This window comes from Komagataeibacter intermedius TF2, assembly GCF_000964425.1.
GTDB lineage: Bacteria > Pseudomonadota > Alphaproteobacteria > Acetobacterales > Acetobacteraceae > Komagataeibacter > Komagataeibacter intermedius.
Genome location: NZ_BANF01000138.1, coordinates 23048 through 47021 on the forward strand (window position 1 = coordinate 23048; position 23974 = coordinate 47021).

Genomic DNA, 23974 nt, shown 5'->3' on the forward strand with positions numbered 1-23974 from the left:
CTAGCACGATATGGCCCCGGAATGACAGGGGTGGGATGGATGCGGGATTGGCGTAATCATGAAACATGTGTCATGTCCTCTCCAGCAGTGGCACGCGCGGCGCGCCGTCATGGAGAAAATGCAGAAGACAGGTAGCGATGAAACACTGGCGCATTGAACAGATGAACTGGGACCGTTTCGATCCGCGACGTGTGGACCCTGACATTGTCCCCTTGGTCAAGGCCGCATCGGTCGTGGAACGGAATGGCCTGGATTATGCCTGTTACCTGAAAAATGTGTTCGCCGATGACCCCGATTTCAGCAGGGCGGCGGACAACTGGGCGCAGGAAGAAGTCCAGCATGGTGACGCGCTGGGCCGGTGGGCCATGCTGGCGGACCCGTCATGGGACTACATGGCGGCGTTTGACCGGTACCGGCAGTCCTACCGGCTGGATCTGGATGTCGATGCCTCCATCCGCGGGTCGCGCACGGGGGAACTGATCGCGCGCTGCATGGTGGAAACGGGCACATCGTCATTCTATACCGCACTGGCCGATGCGACGGACGAACCGGTGCTCAGGGCGATATGCCGCCAGATCGCGGCGGATGAATACCGCCATTTCAAGCTGTTCTATGACCACATGCACCGCTACCTGCAGCGCGAACACCTTGGGGTGTGGCAGCGCACGCGCATCGCGCTGGGGCGGGTGACGGAAAGCGAGGATGACGAACTGGCCTCTGCTTTCCATACCACCAATGAACCCAGCACCGTGCCCTATGACCACAAGCGCTGCATTGCCGCCTACATGTCGCGTGCGCTGCGGTTTTACCAGCCGCGCCATGCCGTGCGGGTGACGGGTATGATCCTCAAGACCATCGGCTGGACGCCGCACGGGCGGCTGCATGCGCTGATCGCGCGGGCGGTGTATCGCCTGCTCATGATGCGCCAGCGCAAATTTGCGCGGGTCATGGCCGTAGCCTGAGCGCATCCCACACGACAGACAGGAATGAAGACAGACATAATGAAGGTTCGGGACATGAAGACGGGGTATCTTGCCCTTCTGGCGGCAGGCTGCCTGCTTGTGGCGGGCACGGCGCGGGCCGACGCACCCGCCGCCCCCGATGCGGCGGGGACGGATACCCCGCCCGAAGCCCAGATCAGCGACGCCGCCCATGCCGAGCGGCTGATCGCATCCCAGGTCGGGCTGCTGCACTTCACGGCCCCCACGTTCCATCCGGGCACGGTGCGGCATATCGTCATGTTCCGTTTCCTGCCCACCATTACCGACGCCCAGCGCGCGGAGGTCGTGCGCCGCTTCATGGCGCTGCGCCAGATTTCCCGGCGCAGCGATGGCAGCCCGGTCGTCACTTCCATCGAGACGGGCGCGCAGATGAGTGGCGAGGGTCTGGATGAAGGGCTTCAGCAGGCCTTCGTGGTCACATTCCGTTCGGAAGGCGACCGCAATTATTATGTCGGTCGTCCCGTCGTGACCGATCCGGCCTATTTCGATCCCGCGCACGAAGCCTTCAAGAAATTCGCGGCCCCCTTCATCGTCAGCACCCTCGTGTTCGATTATGCCCTTCCTTCCGGGCATCCCCAGCCCAAGGCCCCGGTCCGGACCGGTCGCCTGCGCGTGCCCCTGCAGCAGGGCTGACACGCCGGGCGCATTCCCATTAATGGAGTAAGATTACATGACAACCGTGACCCTGGGTCATCTGGACAACACCCTGCAGCAGGCATCGGCGGCGGCGGTGGCGCGCGTGCTGGAAGCCTACGAACTTGAAATCGAATACGTCGTGGCCACCCGTGACGACATGGTGGAACACATGCGCCGTGGCGATGTGGACCTGTTCGTGTCCGCATGGCTGCCCGATGTGGATGCGGCCTTTCTTGCCCCCGACCTGGGCATGGAGGCGTTTGGCCAGCTCTACCGTCCCGCCTTTGGCTGGTGCGTGCCTGAAGCCGCGGCGACCGGCATCGCGTCGGTGGCCCAGCTGGCGGGTGAGGGCTGCCCCATCGGCCGTGAGATCGTGACCCCGGAATCCATCCTTGACCGCGTGCGTCAGGTCGTCGCCGCCTACAACCTGACGGAAGCGGGATACACCATCGCCAGCCGTCCCGACGCGGAAGCCTGTGACCACGCGGCCCATGTCCTTGCCGGTGGCCTGCCTGAAATCATCCCGACCTGGCAGCCGTCCTTCCTGCATTACGGGCAGCGCCTTGTGCAGCTGGATGATCCGAAGGGGGCATTCGGGGCCGAACAGGACGCCCGTATCCTGCTGCGTTCCGCCATCAAGGGGGACATGGATCAGGATCTGCTGGATGAACTGGATGAACTGACGCTGGGCAACAAGGTGGTCAGCGCGCTGGATCACGCCATGCGCTTTGACGGCATGAGTGCCGATGACGCGGCCGAGGCATGGCAGCGCGGCAAGCTGCTGCCGCGCTGAGGCCCCGCCATGAGCCAGCATGAAACCGACGCCCTGCCCGCCCATGATGCACGTGACGCAGGCCTTCAGGCCCAGTACGAGCAGTATCCCTATCCCGCCCGCGACCCGCGTGAGGAAAAGAGCCGCCTGCTGATCGGCAGTCCCAGCCACCTGCGCGAAATCGATTACTGGGTGTTCGGGGCGACCCGACCGCAATCACTGCCGCTGCGGGTGCTGGTGGCCGGGTGCGGCACGGGGGACGGGGCCATCATGCTGGCCACCCACATGGCGCGCGCGGGACGGGCGGGGGAGGTGCTGTGCCTTGACCGTTCCACCGTTGCGCTGGAAACGGCGCGGGCGCGGGCACAGGTGCGTGGTCTGGAAAACATGCGCTTCGTGCGCGGTGACCTGACCTGCCTTGCTTCGGTGGCGCCCGGACCGTTCGACTATATCGACTGCTGTGGCGTGCTGCATCACCTGCCGGACCCGGATGCCGGGCTTGCGGCGCTGGAGGGCGTGCTGGCCCCCGGTGGGGGGATGGGCCTCATGGTCTATGCCCCGTACGGGCGCACGGGCGTGTACATGCTGCAGGACGCGCTGGAGCGGCTGGCCCCGGTGGGGGATGCGCCGGGGCAGCGGCTGGACGTGGCGCGCCGTGTCATGCGGCACCTGCCCGCCACGGCATGGCTGCGGCAGAATGGCAATTTTGGCGATCACCTGACCGGGGGGGATGCGGGGCTGTATGACCTGCTGCTCAACCCGCGTGACCGGGCGTATGACATCACGGCCTTCCACGGCCTGCTGGACCGCGCGGGGCTGGCTGCCACATGCCTGATGGAACCGGCCCGTTACGATCCCGCCCTGCTGCTGCCCGACCCGCGCCTGCGCGACCGGATCGCAGCCCTTCCCGAACGCGTACGTCAGGCCGTGGCGGAGGACGTGGCGGGCAACATGGCCACCCATGTCGCCTATGTCCGCCGCGCGGACGAACCCGTGACCCGCGCCGACGCCATGGCGCCGGATGCGGTGCCCATCATGCGTGAAATCCCGGGCGTCGAGCTCGCCCGCATGATCGGCGGCAATGATCGGTTGCCCTTCGCTTTTGGTACGTTGCAGGTCGCAATCGCCGTGCCGCCGCAGACACGCGGCATCCTGCCCCTGATTGATGGGGAGCGCACGGTGGGCGAAATCGGTGCGATCATGGAAACGCGTGGCCTGTCCGCCAGCCGGTTTGCAAAGGTCTGGGAACAGGTCTTCACCACGCTGGAATCACTGAACCGGGTGCTGCTGCGCGCGCCAGGCTGACCATGGCGGGCCATACGCTGCCGGTCATCATATTCGGCGCGAGGCTGAAACCTGATGGCACGCCCACGCGTACGTTGCGACTGCGGGTGGCGGCGGCGCGCGCCTTTGGCGCGCGGCAGGGCAGGGTGGTGTACGTGCCCACGGGAGGGCCCTCACAGCCCTCGGGGCGGAGGGAGGCAGCCGTCATGGCCGATATGCTGCACGCTGCCGGCGTCCCGCCCGATGACGTGATGGTGGAGGATACGGCACCGGATACGCTGGCCTCGGTCATCCGGTGTTCGACGCTGTTGCGGCGGCGGGGATATGCGGGGCCGGTGGCCGTGGCCAGCAGCGCCTACCACCTGCCGCGCTGCCTGCTGCTCATGCGCATGATGGGTTGGCGGGTGGTGCGTGTGCCCCCGCCCCTGGTGCCTGCGGCCCGTGGGGTGGGCAGGCGGTGGTTCTGGCGCCTGCGCGAAGGGGCGGCGCTGCCGTGGGATGCGCTGCTGCTGGCCTGTCACCGGCTGCGCGCATGGCGGGATGGTGATTGACACTGCCTGCCGCAACCCGCATCACGCGGATGAACCGAAAAACAATATGAGTGTGGATGGAAGTCATGCCTGTGCAAGCCTTTGTTTTCCCCGGTCAGGGAAGTCAGTCTGTTGGAATGGGACGCGATCTGGCCGAGGCATTCGCCCCTGCGCGGGAAGTGTTCCAGGAAGTGGATGACGCGCTGGGACAGCATCTCTCGAAGCTCATGTTCGATGGCCCGATGGAGGACCTGACCCGCACCGACAATGCCCAGCCCGCGCTCATGGCGGTCTCGCTTGCCGTCCTGCGGGTGCTGGAGCGTGAGGGAGGCGTGGATCTCAAACGTGACGTGGCGCTGGTTGCCGGTCATTCGCTGGGCGAATATTCGGCCCTTGCGGCGGCGGGCGCGCTGGGCGTTGCCCAGACGGCTCGCCTGCTGCGTCTGCGCGGCAACGCCATGCAGAAGGCCGTACCGCCGGGTGTGGGGGGCATGGCGGCCCTGATCGGTGTGGGCATGGATATGGAACGTGCCACCAGCCTGTGCGCAGAAGCCGCGATCTTTACCGATGACGCGGGCAGGACCCATACGCAGGTACTTGAGGTCGCCAACGACAATGGCGGTGGCCAGGTGGTCGTGGCGGGGGAAATGGCGGCAATTGACCGCGTGATCGTGCTGGCCAGGGCGCAGGGCGTCAAGCGCGCGCTCAAGCTGCCGGTGTCCGCCCCGTTCCACTGTTCGATGATGGCCCCCGCTGCAGAGGAAATGCGCGTGGCCCTTGCCGACACGGACATAAAGGCCCCGCTCGTGCCCGTGGTGGCGAACGTGACGGCGGCCAAGGTCACGGACCCGGCCACGATCCGCGACCTGCTGGTGCGTCAGGTGACCGGCACCGTGCGCTGGCGTGAAAGCGTGGATGCGATGGTGGCCATGGGCATCGACAGCTTTGTCGAAATCGGGTCGGGCAAAGTACTGTCGGGTCTGGTGAAGCGGATCAATGGCGATGTGGCCACCCGTCCGGTCGGGACCCCGGCCGATATCGAGGCCTATCTGGCCGCGCGCTGAAAGAGGCGTCTGTCCCACGGCCCCGGCCGTGGGATCGTGTTTTGTTGATGGATACCGAAGGGAACGGACAGGTCATGTTCAGGCTGGACGGAAAGGTTGCTCTGGTTACCGGGGCATCGGGTGGAATCGGGCGCGAGATCGCGCGTGCGCTGCATGCGCAGGGCGCAGTCGTGGTGCTGTCGGGCACCCGGCAGGCGGTGCTGGAAGACGTGGCGGCGGCCATCGGCGCGGAAGGTGGCGCGGAGCGGCTGCATGTGTGCCCCGCCGACCTGTCGGACGCGGCCGCTGCCGATGCGCTGGTGGCCAGTGCTGAGGACAAGGCCGGCGCGCCACTGGCCATTCTGGTCAACAATGCGGGGCTGACACGCGACACGCTTGCGATTCGGATGAAGGATGACGACTGGAACCGCGTGCTGGATGTTGACCTGGCCGCCCCCTTCCGCCTGTGTCGCGCGGCGCTGAAGGGCATGCTGCGCCGTAGGGCGGGGCGGATCGTCAACATTGCCTCGGTCGTAGGGGTGACGGGCAATGCGGGGCAGGCCAATTATGCCGCCGCCAAGGCCGGGATGATCGGCATGGGCAAGTCGCTGGCGCAGGAAGCGGGCGCGCGCGGCGTGACCGTCAATACCGTGGCGCCGGGCTTCGTGCAGACCGCCATGACCGATGTGCTGCCTGATGCGCAGAAGGAAAAGCTGGTGGGTTCCATCCCGCTGGGGCGCATGGGCCAGCCTGACGACATTGCCCCGGCCGTGGTTTACCTTGCGTCAGACGAGGCCGGGTGGATCACCGGGGCCACGATCCACGTCAACGGCGGCATGGCGATGGTCTGACAGATGTGATATTTTGCTGGACAGCAGGCCGGAAGTGACAAAAAAGATAGTCCTGACAGCCGCGCTGTCCCCTTAATTGCGGGGCAGGCAGACAGGAAATGCATTCGCCGCCTTGGCGATCGCATCAAAACCGTGCTAATCGCCCGCAGCTTCGTCCGAAGCGGGCTGGTGTGCAACACTGGTTTGCAGGGACGTTACACGACGAACACGTTTCGAACCGCCCGTTTCTTTCAGGGGCAGACAGGAAGCAGAGACAGATGAGCGAAATCGCCGATAAGGTTAAGAAGATCGTAGTCGAGCACCTTGGTGTGGACGAAAGCAAGGTCACCCCCGACGCCTCTTTCATTGATGATCTGGGCGCCGACAGCCTGGACACGGTTGAACTGGTCATGGCGTTCGAGGAAGCGTTCAGCGTCGAGATCCCCGAAGACGCAGCCGAAAAGATCACGACCGTGAAGGACGCGATCGACTACATCGAGAAGCAGAAAGCTGCCTGATCGGTCTGTTTCCGATCATAGTTACACGAATTCAGTCAGGTATCGTTACTTTCAGGAGCAGGACGGGTTGATGCAGTCTACCGGATTAACGTCTGGACAGCGGCGCGTTGTCGTAACCGGTATGGGCATTGTCAGCCCTCTCGGACTGGGTGTGGAGCGGAACTGGTCACGCCTTGTGGCCGGGGAAAACGGCTTTGGCCGCATTTCTTCGTTCGACGCGTCCGACCTGCCGGCACAGGTTGCGGGTGAAGTGCCCGCAGGGCCAACGGAAAGTGGCGGCCTGACCCTTTCGGACTGGATACCGGTCAAGGACCAGAAAAAGATGGATCGTTTCATCCATCTTGGTCTTGTCGCCGCGACCGAGGCGGTCGAGGATTCGGGCTGGAAGCCGGAATCGGAAGAAGACCGCTGCCGCACCGGCGTCATGATTGGCGCGGGTATCGGTGGTCTCCAGACCATTTACGAGGCATCCGTGACGGTGAAGGAAGGACGGGCGCGTCGCCTGTCGCCTTTCTTCATTCCGTCCGCCCTGATCAATCTGGTCTCGGGGCATGTCTCCATCAAATACGGATTCAAGGGACCGAACCATTCGGTTGTTACGGCCTGCGCCACGGGCGTGCATGCCATTGGCGACGCTGCCCGCATGATCATGCTGGGTGATGCGGATGTCATGGTTGCCGGTGGCGCCGAAGCCGCCGTGTGCCCTCTGGGCATTGCGGGATTCTGCTCCGCCAAGGCGCTGTCCACCCATTTCAACGACACCCCGGAAAAGGCATCCCGTCCGTGGGACCGTGACCGCGACGGTTTCGTAATGGGTGAAGGCGCCGGTATCGTGGTGCTGGAAGAATACGAACACGCCAGGGCCCGTGGCGCCAAGATCTATGCCGAGGTCATCGGTTACGGCATGTCAGGTGATGCGCACCACATCACGGCCCCGGCAGCAGGGCATGAAGGTGCCTTCCGCGCCATGCAGAACGCCATGCGCAGCGCAGGCCTGACGCCTGCTGATATCCAGTATGTCAACGCCCATGGCACATCGACCATGGCCGATGACCTGGAACTTGATGCGGTTGAGCGCCTGTTCGGTGATGACGCGCGCAATCTGGCCATGTCGTCCACCAAATCCGCCACGGGGCACCTTCTGGGTGCGGCTGGCGCTGTGGAAGCGATCTATTCCATCCTGGCCATTCGCGACAATGTCGCGCCGCCAACGCTCAATCTGGATAATCCGTCGCGTGAAAGCGTGATCGACCGGATTGCGCATACGGCACAGGAACGCAGGATCGATACGATCCTGTCCAACAGTTTCGGGTTTGGCGGAACCAATGCCAGCGTAATCCTGCGCGGCGTGTGAAACCGGGGCGCCTGCAAGGCGCCCTTTTCATTTCAGGAACATCTCAGGGGTAAGGAGAGGGCGTGCGCAGGGTTCTGGCTGCACTTGGACTGGCGTTTCTGGTGCTGGTCGTGTCTGCTCTGGGTATCGCCTTCGTCGGGATGCGACAGTATGAAGCCCCCGGTCCCCTGACTGAACAGCGCACGGTCGTCATTCCGCACGGGGGCACGGAACAGGTCCTGCTGACATTGCAGCAGGCGGGTGTTCTGGATCCCGGAATGCTGACCCGGAACGTGTTTGAAACCGCAACCGCCCTGACCCGCGTGGATGGGGCATTCCATGCCGCCGAACTGGTTTTTCCTGCCCATGCATCCATACAGCAGGCATTGTTCGTGCTGCGCCATGGCAGGCCGGTGGTGCACAGGCTGACGGTACCCGAAGGCCTGTCCGCGATCCAGATCGCAAACCTGCTGGAACATGCACCGTATATGGATGGCAGCTTTCCGTTTCCTGCCGAAGGGTCGGTCATGCCGCTGACCTATGATTATGAATGGGGCATGCCGCGCGCGCAGATGCTGGCCCGCATGCAGCATGCCATGGATCATGCGCTGGATCAGGCATGGGAGGGGCGGGACGTGGACCCCACCATCATGAACCGCCATGACCTGCTGGTTCTGGCATCCATGATCGAACGGGAGACAGGAAACCCGGCGGAACGACCAATGGTGGCGCGCGTATTCCTGAACCGTCTGCATCAGGGCATGAAACTGCAATCCGATCCGACCGTGGTGTATGGGCTGAATCAGGGGGCCGGGCCGTTGGGTCATGCCCTGACACATGCCGACCTTGCACAGCCTACGGCCTATAACACGTATGTGATTACGGGACTGCCGCCGGGACCGATCTGTTCACCGGGGCTGGCTGCACTGCAGGCAGCAGCCCACCCGGCTCCCGGTGAACAGCTGTATTTTGTAGCGAATGGCCATGGTGGCCACGATTTCGCGGCGACGCTGGGGGATCATAACCGCAACGTATCCGCATATCGGGCCGGCAGGCATCTGCAGGCGGCTCCCCCCCGGTAAAGGGGGGGGCGGCCTGTTGCGATCCGTTACTGGGGCGGCAGGCTCTGGCTGCTGACCGATCCGGACGGGGCCGTGGCAACAGGCTGTGTCTGGGTGGTGGTTGTATTTGTGGTGGTGGTCTGGCCGCTGCTCTTGTCCGGGCGGCTCTGGGCCGTGGTCAGGACTTCACTCAGGGCGGAGCGCAGCGGGTCTGCACCGGAATTGTTGACACGCATGGAGATCACAATGTCTTCCGGCCCGACAATCTGGTTGTAATAGGCCCGGTTGGCGGCACTGTTGACCCGCATCTTGGACCCGCCCAGTGCGGCACCTGCGAACAGGCCCTTGGATTTCTGCACGCCGCGGATGGACGTGTTATGTTCACCCGCCGTGCCAGTTTCCAGCCCCGACCCGGAGGATGCGAAGGACGTGCCGACATCCGCGCTCAGCTTCATCTGGCTGTCCAGCAGGGACTGCACGCCATCATCAGTCATGACGAACAGCATGACCTCGACATCCTGCATGCCCAGCTGGAGACCGAAATTGGCCGAGGACATGCGATAGAACGCCGGATCGGACCATGACCCATGGGCATCACGCGTCAGGAAAACACAGCCGCCGCCGCCGCCGCCAAAGGCGATCGACATACGGAAGACGGACGGGCAGACAATGACCCCGCGCGCTTCGGCCAGGTAACGGGTCACCTTGCTGCCTGCGGTTGCGGTGGAAAACATGTCGCGAACGGTCAGGGTGGCGCGGTCCACCAGGCTCTGTTCTTCTTCCATGCTGGCGGCCATGGCCGTGTGCAGCGGTATCATCAGGGCCAGGGTGGCGAGTGATGTCCTGATGAGATGAAACTTGTGCAAACCCATGCTCCCTTTCCGATTCGTAACGGCAGATCCACCAAAACGGCCCGTGCCTTGGAGTGGTCCGTTTTCATGGCTGAATCATGGTCCATAAGGCAAGCCCGTGTGGCGCGATACAGCCATATATTGCGGTTATTTAAGGGAGACCCCGACCGCGTCCGACAGCGCATCGGCAATGCCCGGCGCGGCGGCGAGGATACAGACGCCCCCCGTCAGTCCACCGTCACGCAGGAAGGGCGATACACGCGCCCCTGCTTCATCCAGTAGCACGAGGGCCGCGGCCACATCCCACAGGTTGATGCAGATTTCCAGATACCCGTCCTGACGCCCGCAGGCGACTTCCGCCAGGGCAATGGCACCGGACCCGCCCGAACGCGGCATGGCGCCAAGGTTCAGGATCGCGTCGATTTTCTGCTGGAATACGCCGGGGGGCACGCGGTTGCTCCATCCCATCTCGATCAGGGAGGATGTGGTGTCGGTAACCGGGGAGGCATGGATGCGCTGACCATTGAGGAACGCGCCATGCCCGCGCACTGCCGTATAGGTTTCGCCCAGCATGGGGGCTTCGATAATACCGGCAACAGGTGTGTCGCCATCCATCAGGCCAAGCGAGATGCACCACCGGTTGCGGCCACGCGCGTAATTGGATGTGCCATCAATCGGGTCCACCACCCAGCGCAGGCTGCCGGTGCGGGTGCGCCCCTCCTCCTCGCCCTGGAAGCCGTCTTCGGGGAACAGCATGCCGATTCGTTCGGATATGAAGGCTTCCACCGCGCCGTCGGTTTCCGTCAGCCAGTCCTGCGCGCTTTTCTGCGTGCCCTTGGGGCCGCCGGGGGCGGGACGCATTTTCATGGCGAGGTCTGCAGCATCGCGCACGACCGAACGGGCGGCTTCAAAACGGGTCAGAATGGCCTGTGTCATCGGTTCACCTTACTTTCAGGGTCTGAAAATCCTAGTCCACGCGTAACGCCGTTTTCACCGCGTGTTCCACCTGGGGCATTTCCATCCTGCCTAACCGTTCAGCGGCCTGCATGGCAAACTGTAACGTAAGCTGCTTTCGTCGCGCCGGGGCCAGCATGGCAAGCGGGGAGGGGCGGATGATGGCACAGTCAACGCATGCGGCCATCCCGTCCACGCCGTGATCCGTTGCCGCCATGATCAGGCCAGTGGCCTGTGGCAGGACGGTCTGGGGAAAGTCCTGGTTGACGGCAAAATATATCTGGTCGCACCACGGCACGTAATCCTGCCATTTCTGGTCGGCACGGAAATCGGGCAGGCCGGATTTGATCTCGATACAGATGAAATGGCCTTTGGGCGTCAGGGCCATGATATCGGCGCGCCTGCGGTCCGGCAGGGTGAATTCATGCAATATCGCCCAGCCATGCAGCCTGCACATCCGGCTTGCGCCGGTGCGGATGGCGGACTGGACCTGTGGCGCAGGCGGGCGGGACATGGGATGCCCGAACGGGTCAGGCAGCGGGGGTGGCGGATAGCAGCCGGGTCACCAGCTCCAGGTCGGCAGGTTTATCCACATCGACTGCGGCACGCCCGTCCGGCAGGGGAATCATGGCGACCCGCGCATGCGACAGTTGCCCGATGCGTCGGCAGACATCTGCGCGCGTCAGGCGCCTCAGGATGAACCGCAGCAGGATTCCCGCCCCCAGGGTGCGCGCCATCCTGAACGGGTGCTTGCGGTCGGCTTCCAGTTTCTGCCACAGCCGGATCACGCCACAGGCGGCAGGCGTGCGGAACAGGAACATGTTGCAGCCCGAAAATGCGCCATCCGCCAGCCGGATCATGGTGCGTCTGGTACCCGGCACATCGCGCAGGATATCCGGCTCCATCGCGATACCGGCGGCGACGTCACAGCCGCTGTCCTGCGCCCCCTGCACGAAGGCACGGACCCAGTCGGGCTGCAGCAGGGCATGGTCGGCGGTGGTGACCAGCAGCGGGGTACCCAGTGTGTCCAGCGCCCGCATGACACTGGCGCTGGGGCCTGCTGCGGGGGGGATGAAGGTCACATTGTCCGGCACAGCGCCGGACAGCACCTCAGGCCGTTCGATACAGACGGCAATCCTGCCGATGCCCGCCACTGCCTGCAGGGCCGTAATGACCCGACTGATCATGGGAACGCCGCATACCGGCAGCATGGCCTTGTGGGAAATCCCTGCCGCCTGCGCCATGGGGTCGGGGCGCCCCGGTCGGCTGCCTGCCAGTATGAGAACATTCAGCCCCATCTGCGCGTTCACGCCGCGTTACGGGTGGTGTTTGCGCCATCAGGCCGGTCGCGGGGGGGGGAACCGGTTTCCTCCATCACCCACGGATACTGCTTGGCCTCTTTTACGTCATAACCAAGATTGAACACCGTCGGGCTGCGGGGGCAGCCACGGGCATCAGTATAATAGCTGCGGAACAGGCGGTCCGCCACAAAGCTGGTAATGCCGTAATTGCCATTTTCGTTATGAAAATGATGCAGCACGTGGCGCTGCTTCATCCGCTGGATCCAGCTCATGCGCGGCTTGTAGTTCAGGTGCTGGATGCAGTGGAAGAATTCATAGATGCACGTAATGGTCAGTCCCGCGCCAAAGGCCGCCGACGCCCCTGCCGCGCCGCCAATGGCGTAACCGATGGGAATGGTGACGATGGCAATCGTGGGAATGGTGTTCAGCGGGGAACCGAACAGCACGTCAAGCAGGTGGGGATCCTGGTGATGATCGAAGTGGATGCGCTTCCACAGCGTGGCGCTCCATTTCATGCGATAGAGAAACCGTCCGTGCAGGATGAAGCGATGAATGGCGTACCACACCAGCGGGTAGACCAGTATGACGGACACGATGCTGATCGCAACCGGTGCCAGCGAGGTGAAATTATAGACCATCAACGCATAACTGGCGATTGCCAGCGCAAAATACAGCAGGATGGTGGGATAGGTCAGGTAGGCAATCCAGAGCTGACGCAGGTTCATCTTGCCCAGGTCGAAACTGCGTCCTGTTCGGATGGAACTGTTTTTGAGGGTATTCGTAATCATCGCTCTTCGATCCTCAGTAGCACGGTGATGACGCCAAGGATGAAAATCAGGATCCCGACGAATATCGCCATAAGCGAGGGCAATGTTCCCGCATTTCCCAGTGCGCGCAATAGCCCCTGAAATACGATAAATAGCAGGCCCGCGCCCAGACACCAGATTGGCAGCCAACTGCGCGTTCCGGCCCGCGGTGGGATATAGACCACCGGCACGGCCAGTAACAGCATTACCGTGAACGTCACGGGTAACATGATGCGTCCCAGTATTTCCGTCAGGAAAAAGGACGGGGACTGGCTGGAAGGCAGCGCGCCACGCTGTTCCTCCAGCATTGTGTTGATGGACTGTGTATAGCTGACCGTCAACTGGATGAGGTATTCTGGCGTCAGGGACGCAGGCCAGTCCAGACGTATGCTCTGCCCGGGCGGGGTGTCCAGCAGGTCCACGCGCGTGGGACTGACCACGCTGAGGACACGGGTCGGCGTGCCATACCAGCGACCATGGATATAATGCACGTCCGCCAGCGTCGTGACTTTCTGCAGCAGGTTGCGGTGATCGCGGTGATAGACGGTCACCTGCTTCATCATTGCGCCGCCAGCACTGAGAAAGTTTATGTTTATCAGGTCATTATGAGCCCTGATCCAGTAGTTGCGCCAGTCATTCGGCGCATTGGGGGACGTGGCGTTCCACCATTGCGCCAGGGCCTGTTCCGTTCTGGGGGTGATCTGGTCATCGACAATGCCGCACAGCACGCCCAGGGCGATGACGGTAGGCAGCAGCAGCTTGATCAGTCCCGGCGTGGACAGGCCGGCCGCGCGCATGATCGAGATCTCGTTCGAGGTGGTCAGTTGCAGCAGCGTCAGCAGTGTGCCGATCAGCACGGCAATGGGCATGGCGTTGCCAAACAGCAGCGGCATGTGCATCACCGCGTAGTAAAGCACCCCCGTCAGGCCAAGGTGGCGGTGCATGATTTCCGTCACCTGCTCCAGCAGCGCGAGGATTTCCATAAGCGCCACCACGATGATGGTGGTTGTCATCACCTTGGACAGCAGTTCACGCGACAGATAGCCCAGCAGGACCGTGCCGCTGGCCAGGCGTAGCCGGAATTTCATGCTCCGGCTTCCGTAATGCGGCGCGGCAGTCCATCGGCCGACAGTTCGCGCGGCGGCAGGGCGGGACCACGGGTCAGCAGGATACGGATGCCACCGGCCTGATGGATCAGCATGCAGATACAGATCACGGCGAACGCCAGCGTGGGCAGCCAGATCACCAGCAGCGGGGACGTATGCATGTTGGCGACAAAACTCATCCCCATCTGCAGCGTATGGTCAAAGCCGACCAGCGTGATCGCGGCGATGGCCAGGCCGGGGTTGCCCTTCTGTCGCTTGCGCACACCGGCCAGCGCACAGGCAAGGATGGGGATGAACGGGATCGCCGCCGTACGGGCCAGACGGAAATGCAGTTCGGCAATCATGTAGGAATGGCTGATGGTCGGGTTGCCGTGCCGTATGCCGTAATACAGTTCCGGCACGGTCAGTTCGCGTTCAGTTTCTCCCCGGCGGCGATAGGCTTCGTCATCCAGCTTGGCTTCAGGGGAAATGAGGCGGGTGGTGCGCGTGAATTCCGTAATGGAGGGAGATTTGTCGGCGCTATCCGTCACGATCGTGCCATCGACCAGGTCAAGGCGTATCTTCGAGCCATCCGCAGGGATATAGATATACCCTTTCTGTGCAGAAATAAGACGGACATGCGCCTTGTCCGTCTGGTCACGGATAAAGACATTCCACATGCGTGATCCGGCGTGATCGACCGTTTCAGCGGTCAGCAGGATATTGTCCGATTCCGCGAACATCTTGGACTGCAGGTGCGGTGTCCAGCCCGCATGGCTGGCGAAATAGAAGGCCGAGCGGTAATCGTAACGCGCGTATGGCTGTATGAATCCATACAGCGAAAAGGCCAGAAGGCCGAATATGGCCCCCGTCAGGACAAAAGGCTGGCATATGCGGAAGATCGAGACCCCGCCCGCGGTCAGCGCGTCGATTTCGTGGTTGGCGCTCATGCGCCGGATTACGGAAAAGACGCTGACGCACATGGCGGCAGGCAGTGCCAGGCCCAGATAATGGGGCACGAGATCGCTGAGTAGCGCGACGAAGGTTTTCATCGAACTGCCATTGGCCGCCAGCAGGTCGAACAGGACCAGCAGCCGCTCCAGCAGCAGGGCCGCCATGACCACGCCCAGCGCAATGGCAAAGGGCGGCACGACCTGGCGCAGCAGGTAGCGGTCCATTGTGTTGGGACTGAGTTTCCCCACAATCCGATGTGGCAAGGACATGCGACTCATGCAGGCGTGCTTACACCGGAACCACACTGTGATGGAGAGGGCAGGTCAAAAATAGTTTCCTGCCCCGTGCCTGTCGTCGCATCCGCCATGAAGAAACGACGCACGACATGCAGGGTATAACCCGCGTCATGCGGGGTGATCGAAATACGGTTCCACCCCGCCGCGCGCAGCGGGTTACACGCACGTGCGGAAGCCGATGCGATCCCGACGACCGGCACCGGTCCCATGCGACCGGGAAGGGAGGACAGGGTGGATGTATGGGTATGGCCGTGCAGGATCATCTCCGCACCTTCATCTGCGATGCAGGCGTCAAAATCCTGTATATCCGTCAGGGCTTTACGGCGTATGGCCAGTCCCGATACCGGCGGATGATGGATCATGATGATGCGGCACAGCCCCTGTCTGCCAGTGTCGCGCAGGATATTGCGCAGCCGGGCTGCCTGCCGTGCGCCAACGGTTCCGGTCGCCATGAACCATGGTGTAGGCACTGCCGAACTGACCCCGATCAGCGCCACGTTTCCTACCCGCCGGACGAAGGGAAATGGCAGGGGCCCCATCCACGGCTGCCACAATCCCACGGTCTGGGGCCATCTGTCATACACAAGGGTGTCATGATTCCCCGGAATGACTGTGCATGGTGCAGGCATCTGCTCCAGCCAGCGCAGTGCCTGCCTGCATTCTCCCGGCAGGCCCATATTGGTCAGGTCGCCCGTTACGGCGATCATGTTGACCGGACAGGTCGCGATATCCGCCATGACCCTGGCCAGGATTTCCGGGCGATGGAGATGGCGGCGGCGGCCTTTCCACGAAAAATAGCTGAACATGCGCTTGTTGAGTCGTTCCCCCACACGGGGCGGCACCATTTCGGTGGGCAGGTGGGGGTCGGACAAATGCGCGATGGTGATGGTGTTCAAGCTGACCTCTTTCCTTGCCTCATGCCTGCCGGTAACGCTGTCGGCATGTGTTATGGCTGCGTGCGCGGGAGGGCGCTCCATCTTTTCGTGCCTTGCAATAGAAGGCAGATGGTTGCTTATGGCCTGTAAGTCAAATTTCAGACAGGGATGGAATGATCAGTGACCGGACGATTTGCGCTTGTTTATAACCCGCGCAGCCGGCGGAACATGGGCGACAGGAGCTTATACGCCCAGACAGCCCGTGATCTGCTGGGAGAAAACTTCGTTGATCCGGCTGACCGTTCCCGTCTGGATGCCAATATTGCGGAATTCGCGTCACGCGGGACCGATTGCATTGTCATAGATGGAGGGGACGGGACCGTCAGTGACGTCCTGACCGCCATACACCGGCATTATCCATCGGACAGGCTGCCTGCCCTGGCTATCCTGCCATCCGGCAATACCAACCTGATTGCGGGGGATGTCGGTTTCGGGCTGCGGGGCATCAGGGCGCTGGAACACCTGCAGCGGCTTGATGCGTCGGGCCTGTTGCGTCGGAACGTGCGCCGGCGCTGCGGGCTGGTTGTGGAATGGCCGGAACCCGATGGTCGCGCGCCCGTCGTGGGCATGTTCCATGGGGCGGCCGCGTTTACGCGCGGCATCGAACTGGCCCACCAGCCAGCCATCCTGAACAATTATTCACATGAAATGGCGGTCGTCGTCTCGTTCCTGTCATCGGTAGCGCATCTGCTGACGCGGCGGTCCCGGCAGGAATGGATGCGCGGCAACGCGCTTGTCATGCGGGCCGGGGCGCGCATTCAGCGTCAGGGCAACTGCTTCCTGTTCCTGTCAACGACGCTCCAGCATCTGCCCCACGGCATATGGCCGTTCTGGACCGCGCCTGGCGCGCGTGATGACGTCATCAACTTCCTTCATGTCGCAGGCCAGCCGTCGCGACTGGCGGCGGCGGCATGGGCGCTGCTGCGGGGGCGACACCCGGCATGGCTGCGACAGAATCCAGATTATTGCAGCGGGTGTGAAGACCGTATTGAAATGCTGCTGGAATCCGATTTCGTGCTGGATGGGGAGGTGTTCTCACCCGGTCCCGCTGGCCGGATCGTGCTGTCCGCGACTGCCCCGATAGATTTTATTCACGCGTAAGGAAGGGTGACCATGCCCCAGTCCAGTCCTTCAGACCGTACTGCCGCAGCCGGTCGGGTCGCCCGCCTGCTGGCCCATGATCTGGTTCAGCCGGTCGCCCCCTTTGTGAGCGGGTTTGTGACGCGCCTGCTGGGCGGGACGCAGCCACTGGGCGTGATTTTTTATGGTTCCACCCTGCGCACGCCAGACCCGGAAGGCATTCTGGATTTCTATGTGATTGTTGAACGGCTGGAAGACTGGACTGCTGGTACGCTGTCGCGTGAAGCCAACCGTATCCTGCCGCCCAATGTGGAATATCACGAAATTACGATTGAGGGACGCATCATCCGGGCCAAGGTGGCGATCCTGTCGATTGCACAGTTCCGGCGCATGACAGGGCGCGCCACGCTGGATACGACGGTCTGGGCACGCTTCTGCCAGCCCGTGCGACTGGTATGGGTAAGGGGGCCGGAGGCGGCGGATGCCATTCTGGCCTGCATCATCCGTGCGGTGGCACAGGCCGGGCGTTGGGCTGCGGTACTTGGTCCTGCGCACGGGACGGCGGATAAATACTGGCTGGCCCTGTTTGCGCATACCTATGGCGCGGAACTGCGTGTCGAGAACGGACGCAGGCCGAAGAGCCTGCTGCAGGGGCAGGAGACGCGGTACAGGACCCTGTTACCCGATATATGGCGGGCCGATGGCCTGCCCTTTACATGCACGGGGGATGAACTGTCGCCCAGGCTGACACCAGAACTGCGTCAGACCATGCGTAAAGGCTGGTGGCTGCGCGGCCGCCTGGGCCGTGTGCTGAATGTCAGCCGCCTGTTCAAGGCCGCCTTCACGTTTGAAGGCGGGGCACGCTATATCGCGTGGAAGATCAGGCGCCATTCCGGGATTGAACTGCCACTGGGGCCGTTTTCGGAACGGCATCCGCTTATCTGCCTGCCGTATCTGTTATGGAAGCTACGGCAGGCAGGTTTTTTCAGGCGGCGCGATTGATACCCATCTCGCCCGCCACTACGGCGAAGATCTCGACCGCCCTGTCTATCTGCTCCGGCGTGTGCGTCGCCATGACGGACGTCCGCAGCAGCGGATGCTGGTCAGGCGTTGCGGGCGGCAGGCTGAGGTTGACGTAAACCCCCAGATCCAGCAGTCGGTTCCAGAATGCAACCGCAACCGCCACATCATCCAGAATGACGGACACGACAGGGCTGGCCTGGGGGCCGGTGCGCAGCCCGGCAGCCTGCAGTCCGGCATGAAGCCTGCGGGCGTTATCCATAAGCCGCACACGCAATTCGGGCCTGTTCTCCAGTTCCGTCAGTGCTGCCATGGTCGCAGCGATGACTTCTGGCGGCAGGGACGCCGTGAACATGTAGGGACGCGAACACAGCCGGATCAGGTCCAGCCCGTCATGATTGGACACACAGTAACCGCCAACCGTGCCAAGGCTTTTTGAGAAGGTGCCGACAACGAAATCGACATCATCCTCCACCCCGTCGGCTTCCGCCACGCCACGGCCATGTTCGCCCATTACACCAACGGAATGCGCTTCATCCGCCAGCAGCCACGCACCGGTTTCCCGCTTGACGGCCGCGAATTCCGCCATGGGCACGACATCGCCCATCATGGAATAGATGCCTTCAACCACGATCAGCTTCGATCCCGGCGTTCCTTCAAGGCGGCGCAGGCGTTTATGCAGGTCATCGGCGTCGTTATGACGGAAGCGGATGACCTGTGCATGGCCAAGGCGGCTGCCATCGTAAATGCTGGCATGACTGTCGGCATCGAGCAGGAGGTAGTCGTCCTTGCCCGCAAGCGCGGAAATCGTGCCCAGATTGGCCTGGTACCCGGTGGAAAACACCATGCAGTGCCGGCGGCGGAAGAAGGCGCACAGCCGTTCCTCCAGCTGACGGTGCAGCCCCTGCGTGCCGTTGGCGATGCGCGAACCGGTCGTGCCGACACCATACGCCCTGACAGCGTCCACTGCGGCTTCGATCGCGGCGGGGGACTGGCTCAGCCCGAGATAGTTGTTTGTACCGAACAGAAGCGTCTCACGTCCTTCGATCAGCCCGACCGTGGAGGAAATGGGCTTTTCGATCACGACGTTGAAAGGATTGCGTCCGCCGCCAGCCGTCACGGCCGACAGGGCGGACGCGAGACCTTCATATTTCGAGAAAATTGACATGGTGTATCAGGATGCCTGCTTGAGAGAGACGATGCAGGCCGCCAGATCATCAATCGTGCGGATATCCGCCAGCCGGTCAAGCGGCACGGAAACGTCGAGGGTGTCCTCGATTTCCATGACAAAATTCATGACGGCCAGTGAATCAAAGGCCAGATCTTCAACGATCTTGCTGCTGCCATTGATATCACGGGGAACCTTGGGGTTCGCCAGCAGCGTCTTCACGATCAGCGCGGAGACGCTCGCTACCGTTTCACTCATTCCTACATCCTTATGGCATGTCCTGCCTGCTTACAGGCAGGGGATCAGCATGAATGGCCTGCCCCACGATCCATGACCGGGGGAGCGGGGACTGCAATCGGTCCCCTGATCGGAAGTCTTATGATCGAAAAACAGGTTTTTGGCCAGTCCTGCTTTACAGTCTTGCCCGACCGGGCGGGAGCCGTGCGGCTCCGCTCCATCAGGCCACGGAAACCGATGATGTTTCCAGCGGCTGGAACGCACCCGACAGCAGCATGGCCTTCGCGCGCGCGCGCGTCAGCTTGCCCGAGGACGTCTGCGGCAGCGTATGGGGCGGCACCAGAATGACGGAGACATCCACCCCGTGCTGCCGGCGGAACAGGCTGGCTGTTTCGGTTTTAAGTGTTTCACGCGCTTCTGGGGAGGAGGCGCGGCACTGGACCAGTGCTACGATTTTTTCGCCTTCATCCTCATCAACCGAAAAAACAGCGACATCGCGGCTGCGCAGGCTGCTGATTTCGGTCTCGGCAGACCATTCCAGATCCTGCGGCCAGATATTGCGGCCGTTGATGATGATCAGGTCCTTGGCGCGGCCGGTTATGACAACCTGCCCATCCAGCATATATCCCAGATCGCCGGTATTCAGCCAGCCATTGGCATCCACCACGCGGGCGGTTTCCTGCGGGCGGCGGAAATATCCCTGCATCAGGCTGGGACCGCGTACGAATACGGCCCCGATCTGGCGGTCATGCAGCACGTTGCCCTGCGGGTCGCGTACTTCCAGTTCATGGCGCGGCAGGACTTCACCGCAGATGACAAAGGTGCGCAGGGCGCGTGTGGGATCATTGGAAGGAATGGCTTCCCCCCGCGTTTCAAGCGCGCGCAGGTCGATCGTATCCGTCCGGATGCCCGAACCCAGCGGCGCGAAACTGATGGCCAGCGTGGCTTCAGCCATGCCGTAGCTGGCGGTAAATGCGCCGCTGTCAAACCCGACCGATGCAAAGCGCTGGGCAAAATCCTCAAGGATATGATAGCGGATCATGTCACCGCCAATACCCGCCACGCGCCATGATGACAGGTCAAGCTCGATCGAGGTGGCGCGACGTGCGCACAGTTCATAGCCAAAGGACGGGCTGTAGGAAATTGTGCCACGATTACGGCTGATCAGGTCCAGCCAGACATGCGGGCGCCGCGCGAATTCGCGGGTGGGCAGCATGTCGACGCTCAGCTGGCAAGTCATGGGGGTCAGGAAAAACCCCACCAGACCCATGTCGTGATAAAGCGGAAGCCATGAGACGCAGCGGTCGCCCGTTTCACGGACTTTCAGGCCGTTCAGGGCGATGGCATGGGCATTTGCCATGCCGGAACGCTGGGTGACCGCGATTCCCATGGGGAAACGGGTGCTGCCCGAGGAAAACTGCAGATAGGACAGGTCATCAGGCTGGACCGCCGGCAGCGTTTCGACCGTAATGGGCGTTTCCAGCAGTTCAGCTGGCGTGCCGGAGAATTTCAGATCCAGCCCGGCGGTGATTTCATCCGTCCATGATGAAATGATGGAGGCGATGACCACGGCGGAGGCCGCAGCCCCTTCGATCATTCCACGCAGCGTACCCACATAACCTTCACGCCCGCCAAATGCGACAGGTAACGGCAGGGGGGCAGGAACAAGGCCCGCATACTGGCAGCCAAAGAAAATACGGGCGAAATCCCCATCGCTTTCGGCGACGATGGCGACACGGTCACCCGGCTCCAGACCCAGGGACAGCAGGCGCCTGCCGGTCTCGATCGCCTGCGCGCGCAACGTGCTGTACGGCAGCGTTTCGAGCAGTACGCCCTTGCCAGAGTAAATATTGAAACCGCTCTTGCCCTGTGCGGCATAATCCAGCGCTGCCGGGAACGTCGGAAAATCGCCGTAACGACGCGGCAAACCAGAATCGGAGGGGGTCGGGAGGCTTATCATTTCCGGTAATGTGACTTCCACAGACGTAACTTGAAACGGCGAATGGGCGGTGTTCAACCAATTACCCTCAAAAAGTCAATAATCGATTTCGCGCCTTTGGCCGCCGTATCTTCCGGAGCCGCAAACCCGAACGTATCGCGTATATACTCTTTTTGTCGATCAAGGAAATTTGCATGCGTGAGGAAGGCCCTGTCAAGGGTGGGGGCGAAGTCATCCATGCCTGCAACAACAGGGCCAAGGGTCCAGTTTTCATAATTCGGGTCGCCACGCCATTGTACCCGATGTGCATTCAGAAAGACGCAGGGGCGCGGTTTTGTCAGGAATTCGCTGACCTGGCTGCTGACATCTCCAAGATACAGGTCTGCTGCCAGCGTATAGCTCATATCCACGCTGCGGTCGCTGCCTGGATCAATGATCATATGCGGGTACATCCCATATCGCGCCAGTATGTCATCACTTTTGAGGCGATGGGTATCAAATAAACGGTAATGCGGCGCGAAGATCAGGTTGTATTTTTTCTGTTGGGCAAAATGATCAAGAATTGCCGTGCCAAACCGGTGCCATGATGACAGACGCGGACTAAAATGGGGATTGTAGAGAATGGTCGGGCGGATATTGGGGAATAATGGCGAACCATGGGCGTGCAGTCGACGCACCATGTCGAATTTTGCATATATTCCAGTGGCATAATGGCCGGGGCGTAAAACGCCAGCCCGGTTCAGTCGTTCCTCTATCTTGTGTCCCGCCATAAGAATGAAATCGAACTGCCGCGTATCATGGGTGAATCCAATGGCCCGGTCACCTGCACCGTGACGGGTCCAGATCAGGCGGGGGGAAGAGACGCCCATTTTGCGTAAATACAGCGATGTACGTTCCGGTACGACAATCGCCTGAAATCTGTTGAAATAATTTCTGTTCAGCAAAAGGACTGCCATTTTACCCAGAGGGGTCTGTCCGTGCTGTCTGATATGGTGCCGGAGCCACCGGGGCATCTGCAAAATATCGAAGATGACCGAAGATTCGGGGTACAATTTGCAAAGAGCGCGGATACGGGAGTCGCGTTCCGGGGTCAGGCTGGCAATATGAACCTTAATTTCCGGATAAAGCCGCGCCATTTCCAATGCGATTGGAAGTGAATGGAATTCCTGATGCGGCTGGGCAATATAGGGAAACAGGATATGAAGCATTTGCGGTTGGCCTGGTGATCCTTGGTAGACCGTGCCATGGGAAAATATCTCATCAGAATTTACAATAAATTTAAGGAAATAACACTGTGATATATTGTATATGAATCCTGTATATTCATGAACCCGTCTTGGGATTATCTCATGTTCTTTTGAAATACATGGGTAATGAAGAAGGGGGGATGGCTCCCTCCTGTATGGCCTGTTCCCTTGGGCGGATTGAAACGCCCAGCGTGCCGACACATGCGTAGGGGGGCGGGACCTGCCGACGTATTTCGGGTATTGGAACTCGGTTTTCCCGCGCTACAGTGACTGGGCGAAAGCCGGTGTTTTCCAGAAAATTTTTGAGGTCGTCTCTGATGATCCCAACATGGAATATGCGATGATTGACGGCACGGCGGTGCGGGTTCATCTCCATGGTCAGGACGCAAAAGATGAGGGCGGAAAACAGGCGATAGGACGCAGCTTCACGCCGATCCCCGGCCAGCATTACAGCGGCGATTTCATCCAGGAGAGGCCCTGCTTCAGTAATGTTGGCCCTTTGCCCGGGTGTCAGGGAAAGAGCTACGGTCTTGCCCGCAGCATCGATAACGGTGTGGATTTTCGTGGTCAGTCCGACACGGGACCGTCCGATGGCCTGATCTGTGGTCCTTTTTAACGGGCGTCCGCACTATGACTGGTGAGCACGAACAATCGTGCTGTCGATACATTATGTAGCCATTGGCGTGATCGGCGGCCTGATGCCGGAAAATCCATTCGATACGGTTATCCGCAGTCGTGCCTTCGACATGACCGTCACGATCAGGGAGAAAATCCTTTATCCGCTCCCGCTGGCTGTCACTCAGGTCATGCCGTCGCATCCACGTCTCTCCCCGTTCCAAAAACACGGATCAGACGGAAGTGCAGGCATCATGCACATCATACGCTAACTGGCGACACGCCCAGACTGCCGACGGAGACTGGCGGAGGTGGTATCGGAGGACAGGTTAATCCTTATGTCATGGTATCCGGTGACCTGTCCTGACTGTCACGATAATGATCGTGCCTCGAACAGCGACGAAAATCGTATCTGAACATTTTGACCATATATGCCGACTGATTCCGGCGATCGGGACTGTTTATGAGGAAAGGAGGG

General features: G+C 61.6%; 26 protein-coding genes. 14 read left to right on the plus strand and 12 right to left on the minus strand.

Features of this window, described 5'->3' with window-relative positions; genetic code table 11:
* The first annotated feature begins 137 nt into the window (after positions 1–137).
* From B7449_RS14100 to mltG, 10 genes are all read left to right on the plus strand, one after another.
* Positions 138–962, plus strand: coding sequence for an acyl-ACP desaturase (locus tag B7449_RS14100; protein WP_039735187.1), 825 nt, complete (start codon positions 138–140; stop codon positions 960–962).
* A gap of 54 nt (positions 963–1016) precedes the next feature.
* Positions 1017–1634: a Dabb family protein gene (locus B7449_RS14105; RefSeq protein ID WP_048883736.1), complete on the plus strand. Its 618-nt coding sequence runs from the start codon at positions 1017–1019 to the stop codon at positions 1632–1634.
* 37 nt (positions 1635–1671) lie between these two features.
* Positions 1672–2430, plus strand: a complete 759-nt coding sequence (locus tag B7449_RS14110) for a glycine betaine ABC transporter substrate-binding protein (RefSeq protein WP_039735188.1) — start codon at positions 1672–1674, stop codon at positions 2428–2430.
* A 9-nt stretch (positions 2431–2439) separates the two neighbouring features.
* A complete protein-coding gene (locus tag B7449_RS14115) occupies positions 2440–3714 on the plus strand; it encodes a class I SAM-dependent methyltransferase (RefSeq protein WP_039735189.1) in 1275 nt (424 codons plus the stop codon).
* Positions 3715–3716: 2 nt separating this feature from the next.
* Positions 3717–4244: a YdcF family protein gene (locus B7449_RS14120; protein ID WP_039735191.1), complete on the plus strand. Its 528-nt coding sequence runs from the start codon at positions 3717–3719 to the stop codon at positions 4242–4244.
* A gap of 65 nt (positions 4245–4309) precedes the next feature.
* Positions 4310–5287 (plus strand): ACP S-malonyltransferase, encoded by a 978-nt coding sequence (fabD, locus tag B7449_RS14125; RefSeq protein ID WP_039735211.1) that lies wholly within the window; start codon positions 4310–4312, stop codon positions 5285–5287.
* Between the two features lie 74 nt (positions 5288–5361).
* Entirely contained in the window at positions 5362–6117 is a 756-nt protein-coding gene (gene fabG / locus B7449_RS14130) for a 3-oxoacyl-[acyl-carrier-protein] reductase (protein WP_039735212.1), read from the plus strand.
* Between the two features lie 257 nt (positions 6118–6374).
* Entirely contained in the window at positions 6375–6614 is a 240-nt protein-coding gene (locus B7449_RS14135) for an acyl carrier protein (protein WP_003618476.1), read from the plus strand.
* 70 nt (positions 6615–6684) lie between these two features.
* Complete coding sequence (fabF, locus tag B7449_RS14140; RefSeq protein WP_082084886.1) at positions 6685–7968, plus strand: beta-ketoacyl-ACP synthase II; 1284 nt, start codon at positions 6685–6687, stop codon at positions 7966–7968.
* 62 nt (positions 7969–8030) lie between these two features.
* Positions 8031–9029 (plus strand): endolytic transglycosylase MltG, encoded by a 999-nt coding sequence (gene mltG / locus B7449_RS14145; protein WP_039735193.1) that lies wholly within the window; start codon positions 8031–8033, stop codon positions 9027–9029.
* A gap of 26 nt (positions 9030–9055) precedes the next feature.
* On the opposite strand, the gene B7449_RS14150 is transcribed toward mltG, so the two are convergent.
* The 8 genes from B7449_RS14150 to B7449_RS14185 all read right to left on the minus strand — a co-directional run bounded on the left by B7449_RS14150 (position 9056) and on the right by B7449_RS14185 (position 16151).
* Positions 9056–9880, minus strand: coding sequence for a lipid-binding SYLF domain-containing protein (locus B7449_RS14150; protein ID WP_039735194.1), 825 nt, complete (start codon positions 9878–9880; stop codon positions 9056–9058).
* A 126-nt stretch (positions 9881–10006) separates the two neighbouring features.
* Positions 10007–10795: an inositol monophosphatase family protein gene (locus tag B7449_RS14155; protein WP_039735195.1), complete on the minus strand. Its 789-nt coding sequence runs from the start codon at positions 10793–10795 to the stop codon at positions 10007–10009.
* Between the two features lie 31 nt (positions 10796–10826).
* Entirely contained in the window at positions 10827–11327 is a 501-nt protein-coding gene (locus B7449_RS14160) for an MmcB family DNA repair protein (RefSeq protein ID WP_039735196.1), read from the minus strand.
* A 16-nt stretch (positions 11328–11343) separates the two neighbouring features.
* A complete protein-coding gene (locus B7449_RS14165) occupies positions 11344–12111 on the minus strand; it encodes a nucleotidyltransferase family protein (protein WP_039735213.1) in 768 nt (255 codons plus the stop codon).
* A gap of 8 nt (positions 12112–12119) precedes the next feature.
* On the minus strand, positions 12120–12902 hold the full coding sequence (locus B7449_RS14170; RefSeq protein ID WP_039735197.1) for a sterol desaturase family protein: 783 nt from the start codon (positions 12900–12902) through the stop codon (positions 12120–12122).
* Positions 12899–14008 (minus strand): LptF/LptG family permease, encoded by a 1110-nt coding sequence (locus B7449_RS14175; protein WP_039735198.1) that lies wholly within the window; start codon positions 14006–14008, stop codon positions 12899–12901. Before B7449_RS14175 ends, B7449_RS14170 begins: the two co-directional genes overlap by 4 nt.
* Complete coding sequence (locus tag B7449_RS14180; RefSeq protein ID WP_039735199.1) at positions 14005–15237, minus strand: LptF/LptG family permease; 1233 nt, start codon at positions 15235–15237, stop codon at positions 14005–14007. The genes B7449_RS14175 and B7449_RS14180 overlap by 4 nt, the downstream gene beginning before the upstream one ends.
* A complete protein-coding gene (locus B7449_RS14185; RefSeq protein ID WP_039735200.1) occupies positions 15234–16151 on the minus strand; it encodes a metallophosphoesterase family protein in 918 nt (305 codons plus the stop codon). The genes B7449_RS14180 and B7449_RS14185 overlap by 4 nt, the downstream gene beginning before the upstream one ends.
* 159 nt (positions 16152–16310) lie before the next feature.
* Between B7449_RS14185 and B7449_RS14190 the strand changes: the two genes are divergently transcribed.
* Both B7449_RS14190 and B7449_RS14195 read left to right on the plus strand, forming a co-directional pair.
* Positions 16311–17291, plus strand: a complete 981-nt coding sequence (locus tag B7449_RS14190; RefSeq protein WP_039735201.1) for a diacylglycerol/lipid kinase family protein — start codon at positions 16311–16313, stop codon at positions 17289–17291.
* Between the two features lie 12 nt (positions 17292–17303).
* On the plus strand, positions 17304–18272 hold the full coding sequence (locus tag B7449_RS14195; protein ID WP_039735202.1) for a hypothetical protein: 969 nt from the start codon (positions 17304–17306) through the stop codon (positions 18270–18272).
* Here the strand turns inward: B7449_RS14195 and spt are convergent.
* The 4 genes from spt to B7449_RS14215 all read right to left on the minus strand — a co-directional run bounded on the left by spt (position 18256) and on the right by B7449_RS14215 (position 22842).
* A complete protein-coding gene (gene spt / locus B7449_RS14200; RefSeq protein ID WP_039735204.1) occupies positions 18256–19458 on the minus strand; it encodes a serine palmitoyltransferase in 1203 nt (400 codons plus the stop codon). The genes B7449_RS14195 and spt overlap by 17 nt on opposite strands.
* Positions 19459–19464: 6 nt before the next feature.
* A complete protein-coding gene (locus tag B7449_RS14205) occupies positions 19465–19716 on the minus strand; it encodes an acyl carrier protein (protein WP_007400085.1) in 252 nt (83 codons plus the stop codon).
* A gap of 199 nt (positions 19717–19915) precedes the next feature.
* Complete coding sequence (locus B7449_RS14210) at positions 19916–21655, minus strand: fatty acyl-AMP ligase (RefSeq protein ID WP_199858358.1); 1740 nt, start codon at positions 21653–21655, stop codon at positions 19916–19918.
* Positions 21656–21708: 53 nt separating this feature from the next.
* Positions 21709–22842 (minus strand): hypothetical protein, encoded by a 1134-nt coding sequence (locus B7449_RS14215; protein ID WP_039735206.1) that lies wholly within the window; start codon positions 22840–22842, stop codon positions 21709–21711.
* Positions 22843–23221: 379 nt separating this feature from the next.
* Here B7449_RS14215 and B7449_RS24330 point away from each other — a divergent pair, with 379 nt between their 5' ends.
* Together B7449_RS24330 and B7449_RS14230 are read left to right on the plus strand one after the other, a co-directional pair.
* Positions 23222–23497 carry a hypothetical protein gene (locus B7449_RS24330; protein ID WP_141654781.1) on the plus strand — a complete coding sequence of 92 codons (276 nt, stop codon included), beginning with the start codon at positions 23222–23224 and terminating at the stop codon, positions 23495–23497.
* Between the two features lie 37 nt (positions 23498–23534).
* On the plus strand, positions 23535–23768 hold the full coding sequence (locus B7449_RS14230; RefSeq protein ID WP_039735208.1) for a hypothetical protein: 234 nt from the start codon (positions 23535–23537) through the stop codon (positions 23766–23768).
* Positions 23769–23974: the final 206 nt, after the last annotated feature.

Coding starts and splice junctions, on each gene's coding strand:
- fabF (WP_082084886.1), top strand. CDS start 6,685: ATGCAGTCTACCGGATTAACGTCTGGACAGCGGCGCGTTGTCGTAACC.
- B7449_RS14135 (WP_003618476.1), top strand. CDS start 6,375: ATGAGCGAAATCGCCGATAAGGTTAAGAAGATCGTAGTCGAGCACCTT.
- spt (WP_039735204.1), bottom strand. CDS start 19,458: ATGTCAATTTTCTCGAAATATGAAGGTCTCGCGTCCGCCCTGTCGGCC.
- fabG (WP_039735212.1), top strand. CDS start 5,362: ATGTTCAGGCTGGACGGAAAGGTTGCTCTGGTTACCGGGGCATCGGGT.
- B7449_RS14155 (WP_039735195.1), bottom strand. CDS start 10,795: ATGACACAGGCCATTCTGACCCGTTTTGAAGCCGCCCGTTCGGTCGTG.
- fabD (WP_039735211.1), top strand. CDS start 4,310: ATGCCTGTGCAAGCCTTTGTTTTCCCCGGTCAGGGAAGTCAGTCTGTT.
- B7449_RS14110 (WP_039735188.1), top strand. CDS start 1,672: ATGACAACCGTGACCCTGGGTCATCTGGACAACACCCTGCAGCAGGCA.
- B7449_RS14170 (WP_039735197.1), bottom strand. CDS start 12,902: ATGATTACGAATACCCTCAAAAACAGTTCCATCCGAACAGGACGCAGT.
- B7449_RS14175 (WP_039735198.1), bottom strand. CDS start 14,008: ATGAAATTCCGGCTACGCCTGGCCAGCGGCACGGTCCTGCTGGGCTAT.
- B7449_RS14165 (WP_039735213.1), bottom strand. CDS start 12,111: ATGGGGCTGAATGTTCTCATACTGGCAGGCAGCCGACCGGGGCGCCCC.
- B7449_RS14215 (WP_039735206.1), bottom strand. CDS start 22,842: ATGCTTCATATCCTGTTTCCCTATATTGCCCAGCCGCATCAGGAATTC.
- B7449_RS14160 (WP_039735196.1), bottom strand. CDS start 11,327: ATGTCCCGCCCGCCTGCGCCACAGGTCCAGTCCGCCATCCGCACCGGC.
- B7449_RS24330 (WP_141654781.1), top strand. CDS start 23,222: ATGATTGACGGCACGGCGGTGCGGGTTCATCTCCATGGTCAGGACGCA.
- B7449_RS14205 (WP_007400085.1), bottom strand. CDS start 19,716: ATGAGTGAAACGGTAGCGAGCGTCTCCGCGCTGATCGTGAAGACGCTG.
- B7449_RS14100 (WP_039735187.1), top strand. CDS start 138: ATGAAACACTGGCGCATTGAACAGATGAACTGGGACCGTTTCGATCCG.
- B7449_RS14115 (WP_039735189.1), top strand. CDS start 2,440: ATGAGCCAGCATGAAACCGACGCCCTGCCCGCCCATGATGCACGTGAC.
- B7449_RS14195 (WP_039735202.1), top strand. CDS start 17,304: ATGCCCCAGTCCAGTCCTTCAGACCGTACTGCCGCAGCCGGTCGGGTC.
- B7449_RS14120 (WP_039735191.1), top strand. CDS start 3,717: ATGGCGGGCCATACGCTGCCGGTCATCATATTCGGCGCGAGGCTGAAA.
- B7449_RS14210 (WP_199858358.1), bottom strand. CDS start 21,655: ATGATAAGCCTCCCGACCCCCTCCGATTCTGGTTTGCCGCGTCGTTAC.
- B7449_RS14150 (WP_039735194.1), bottom strand. CDS start 9,880: ATGGGTTTGCACAAGTTTCATCTCATCAGGACATCACTCGCCACCCTG.
- B7449_RS14180 (WP_039735199.1), bottom strand. CDS start 15,237: ATGAGTCGCATGTCCTTGCCACATCGGATTGTGGGGAAACTCAGTCCC.
- B7449_RS14105 (WP_048883736.1), top strand. CDS start 1,017: ATGAAGACGGGGTATCTTGCCCTTCTGGCGGCAGGCTGCCTGCTTGTG.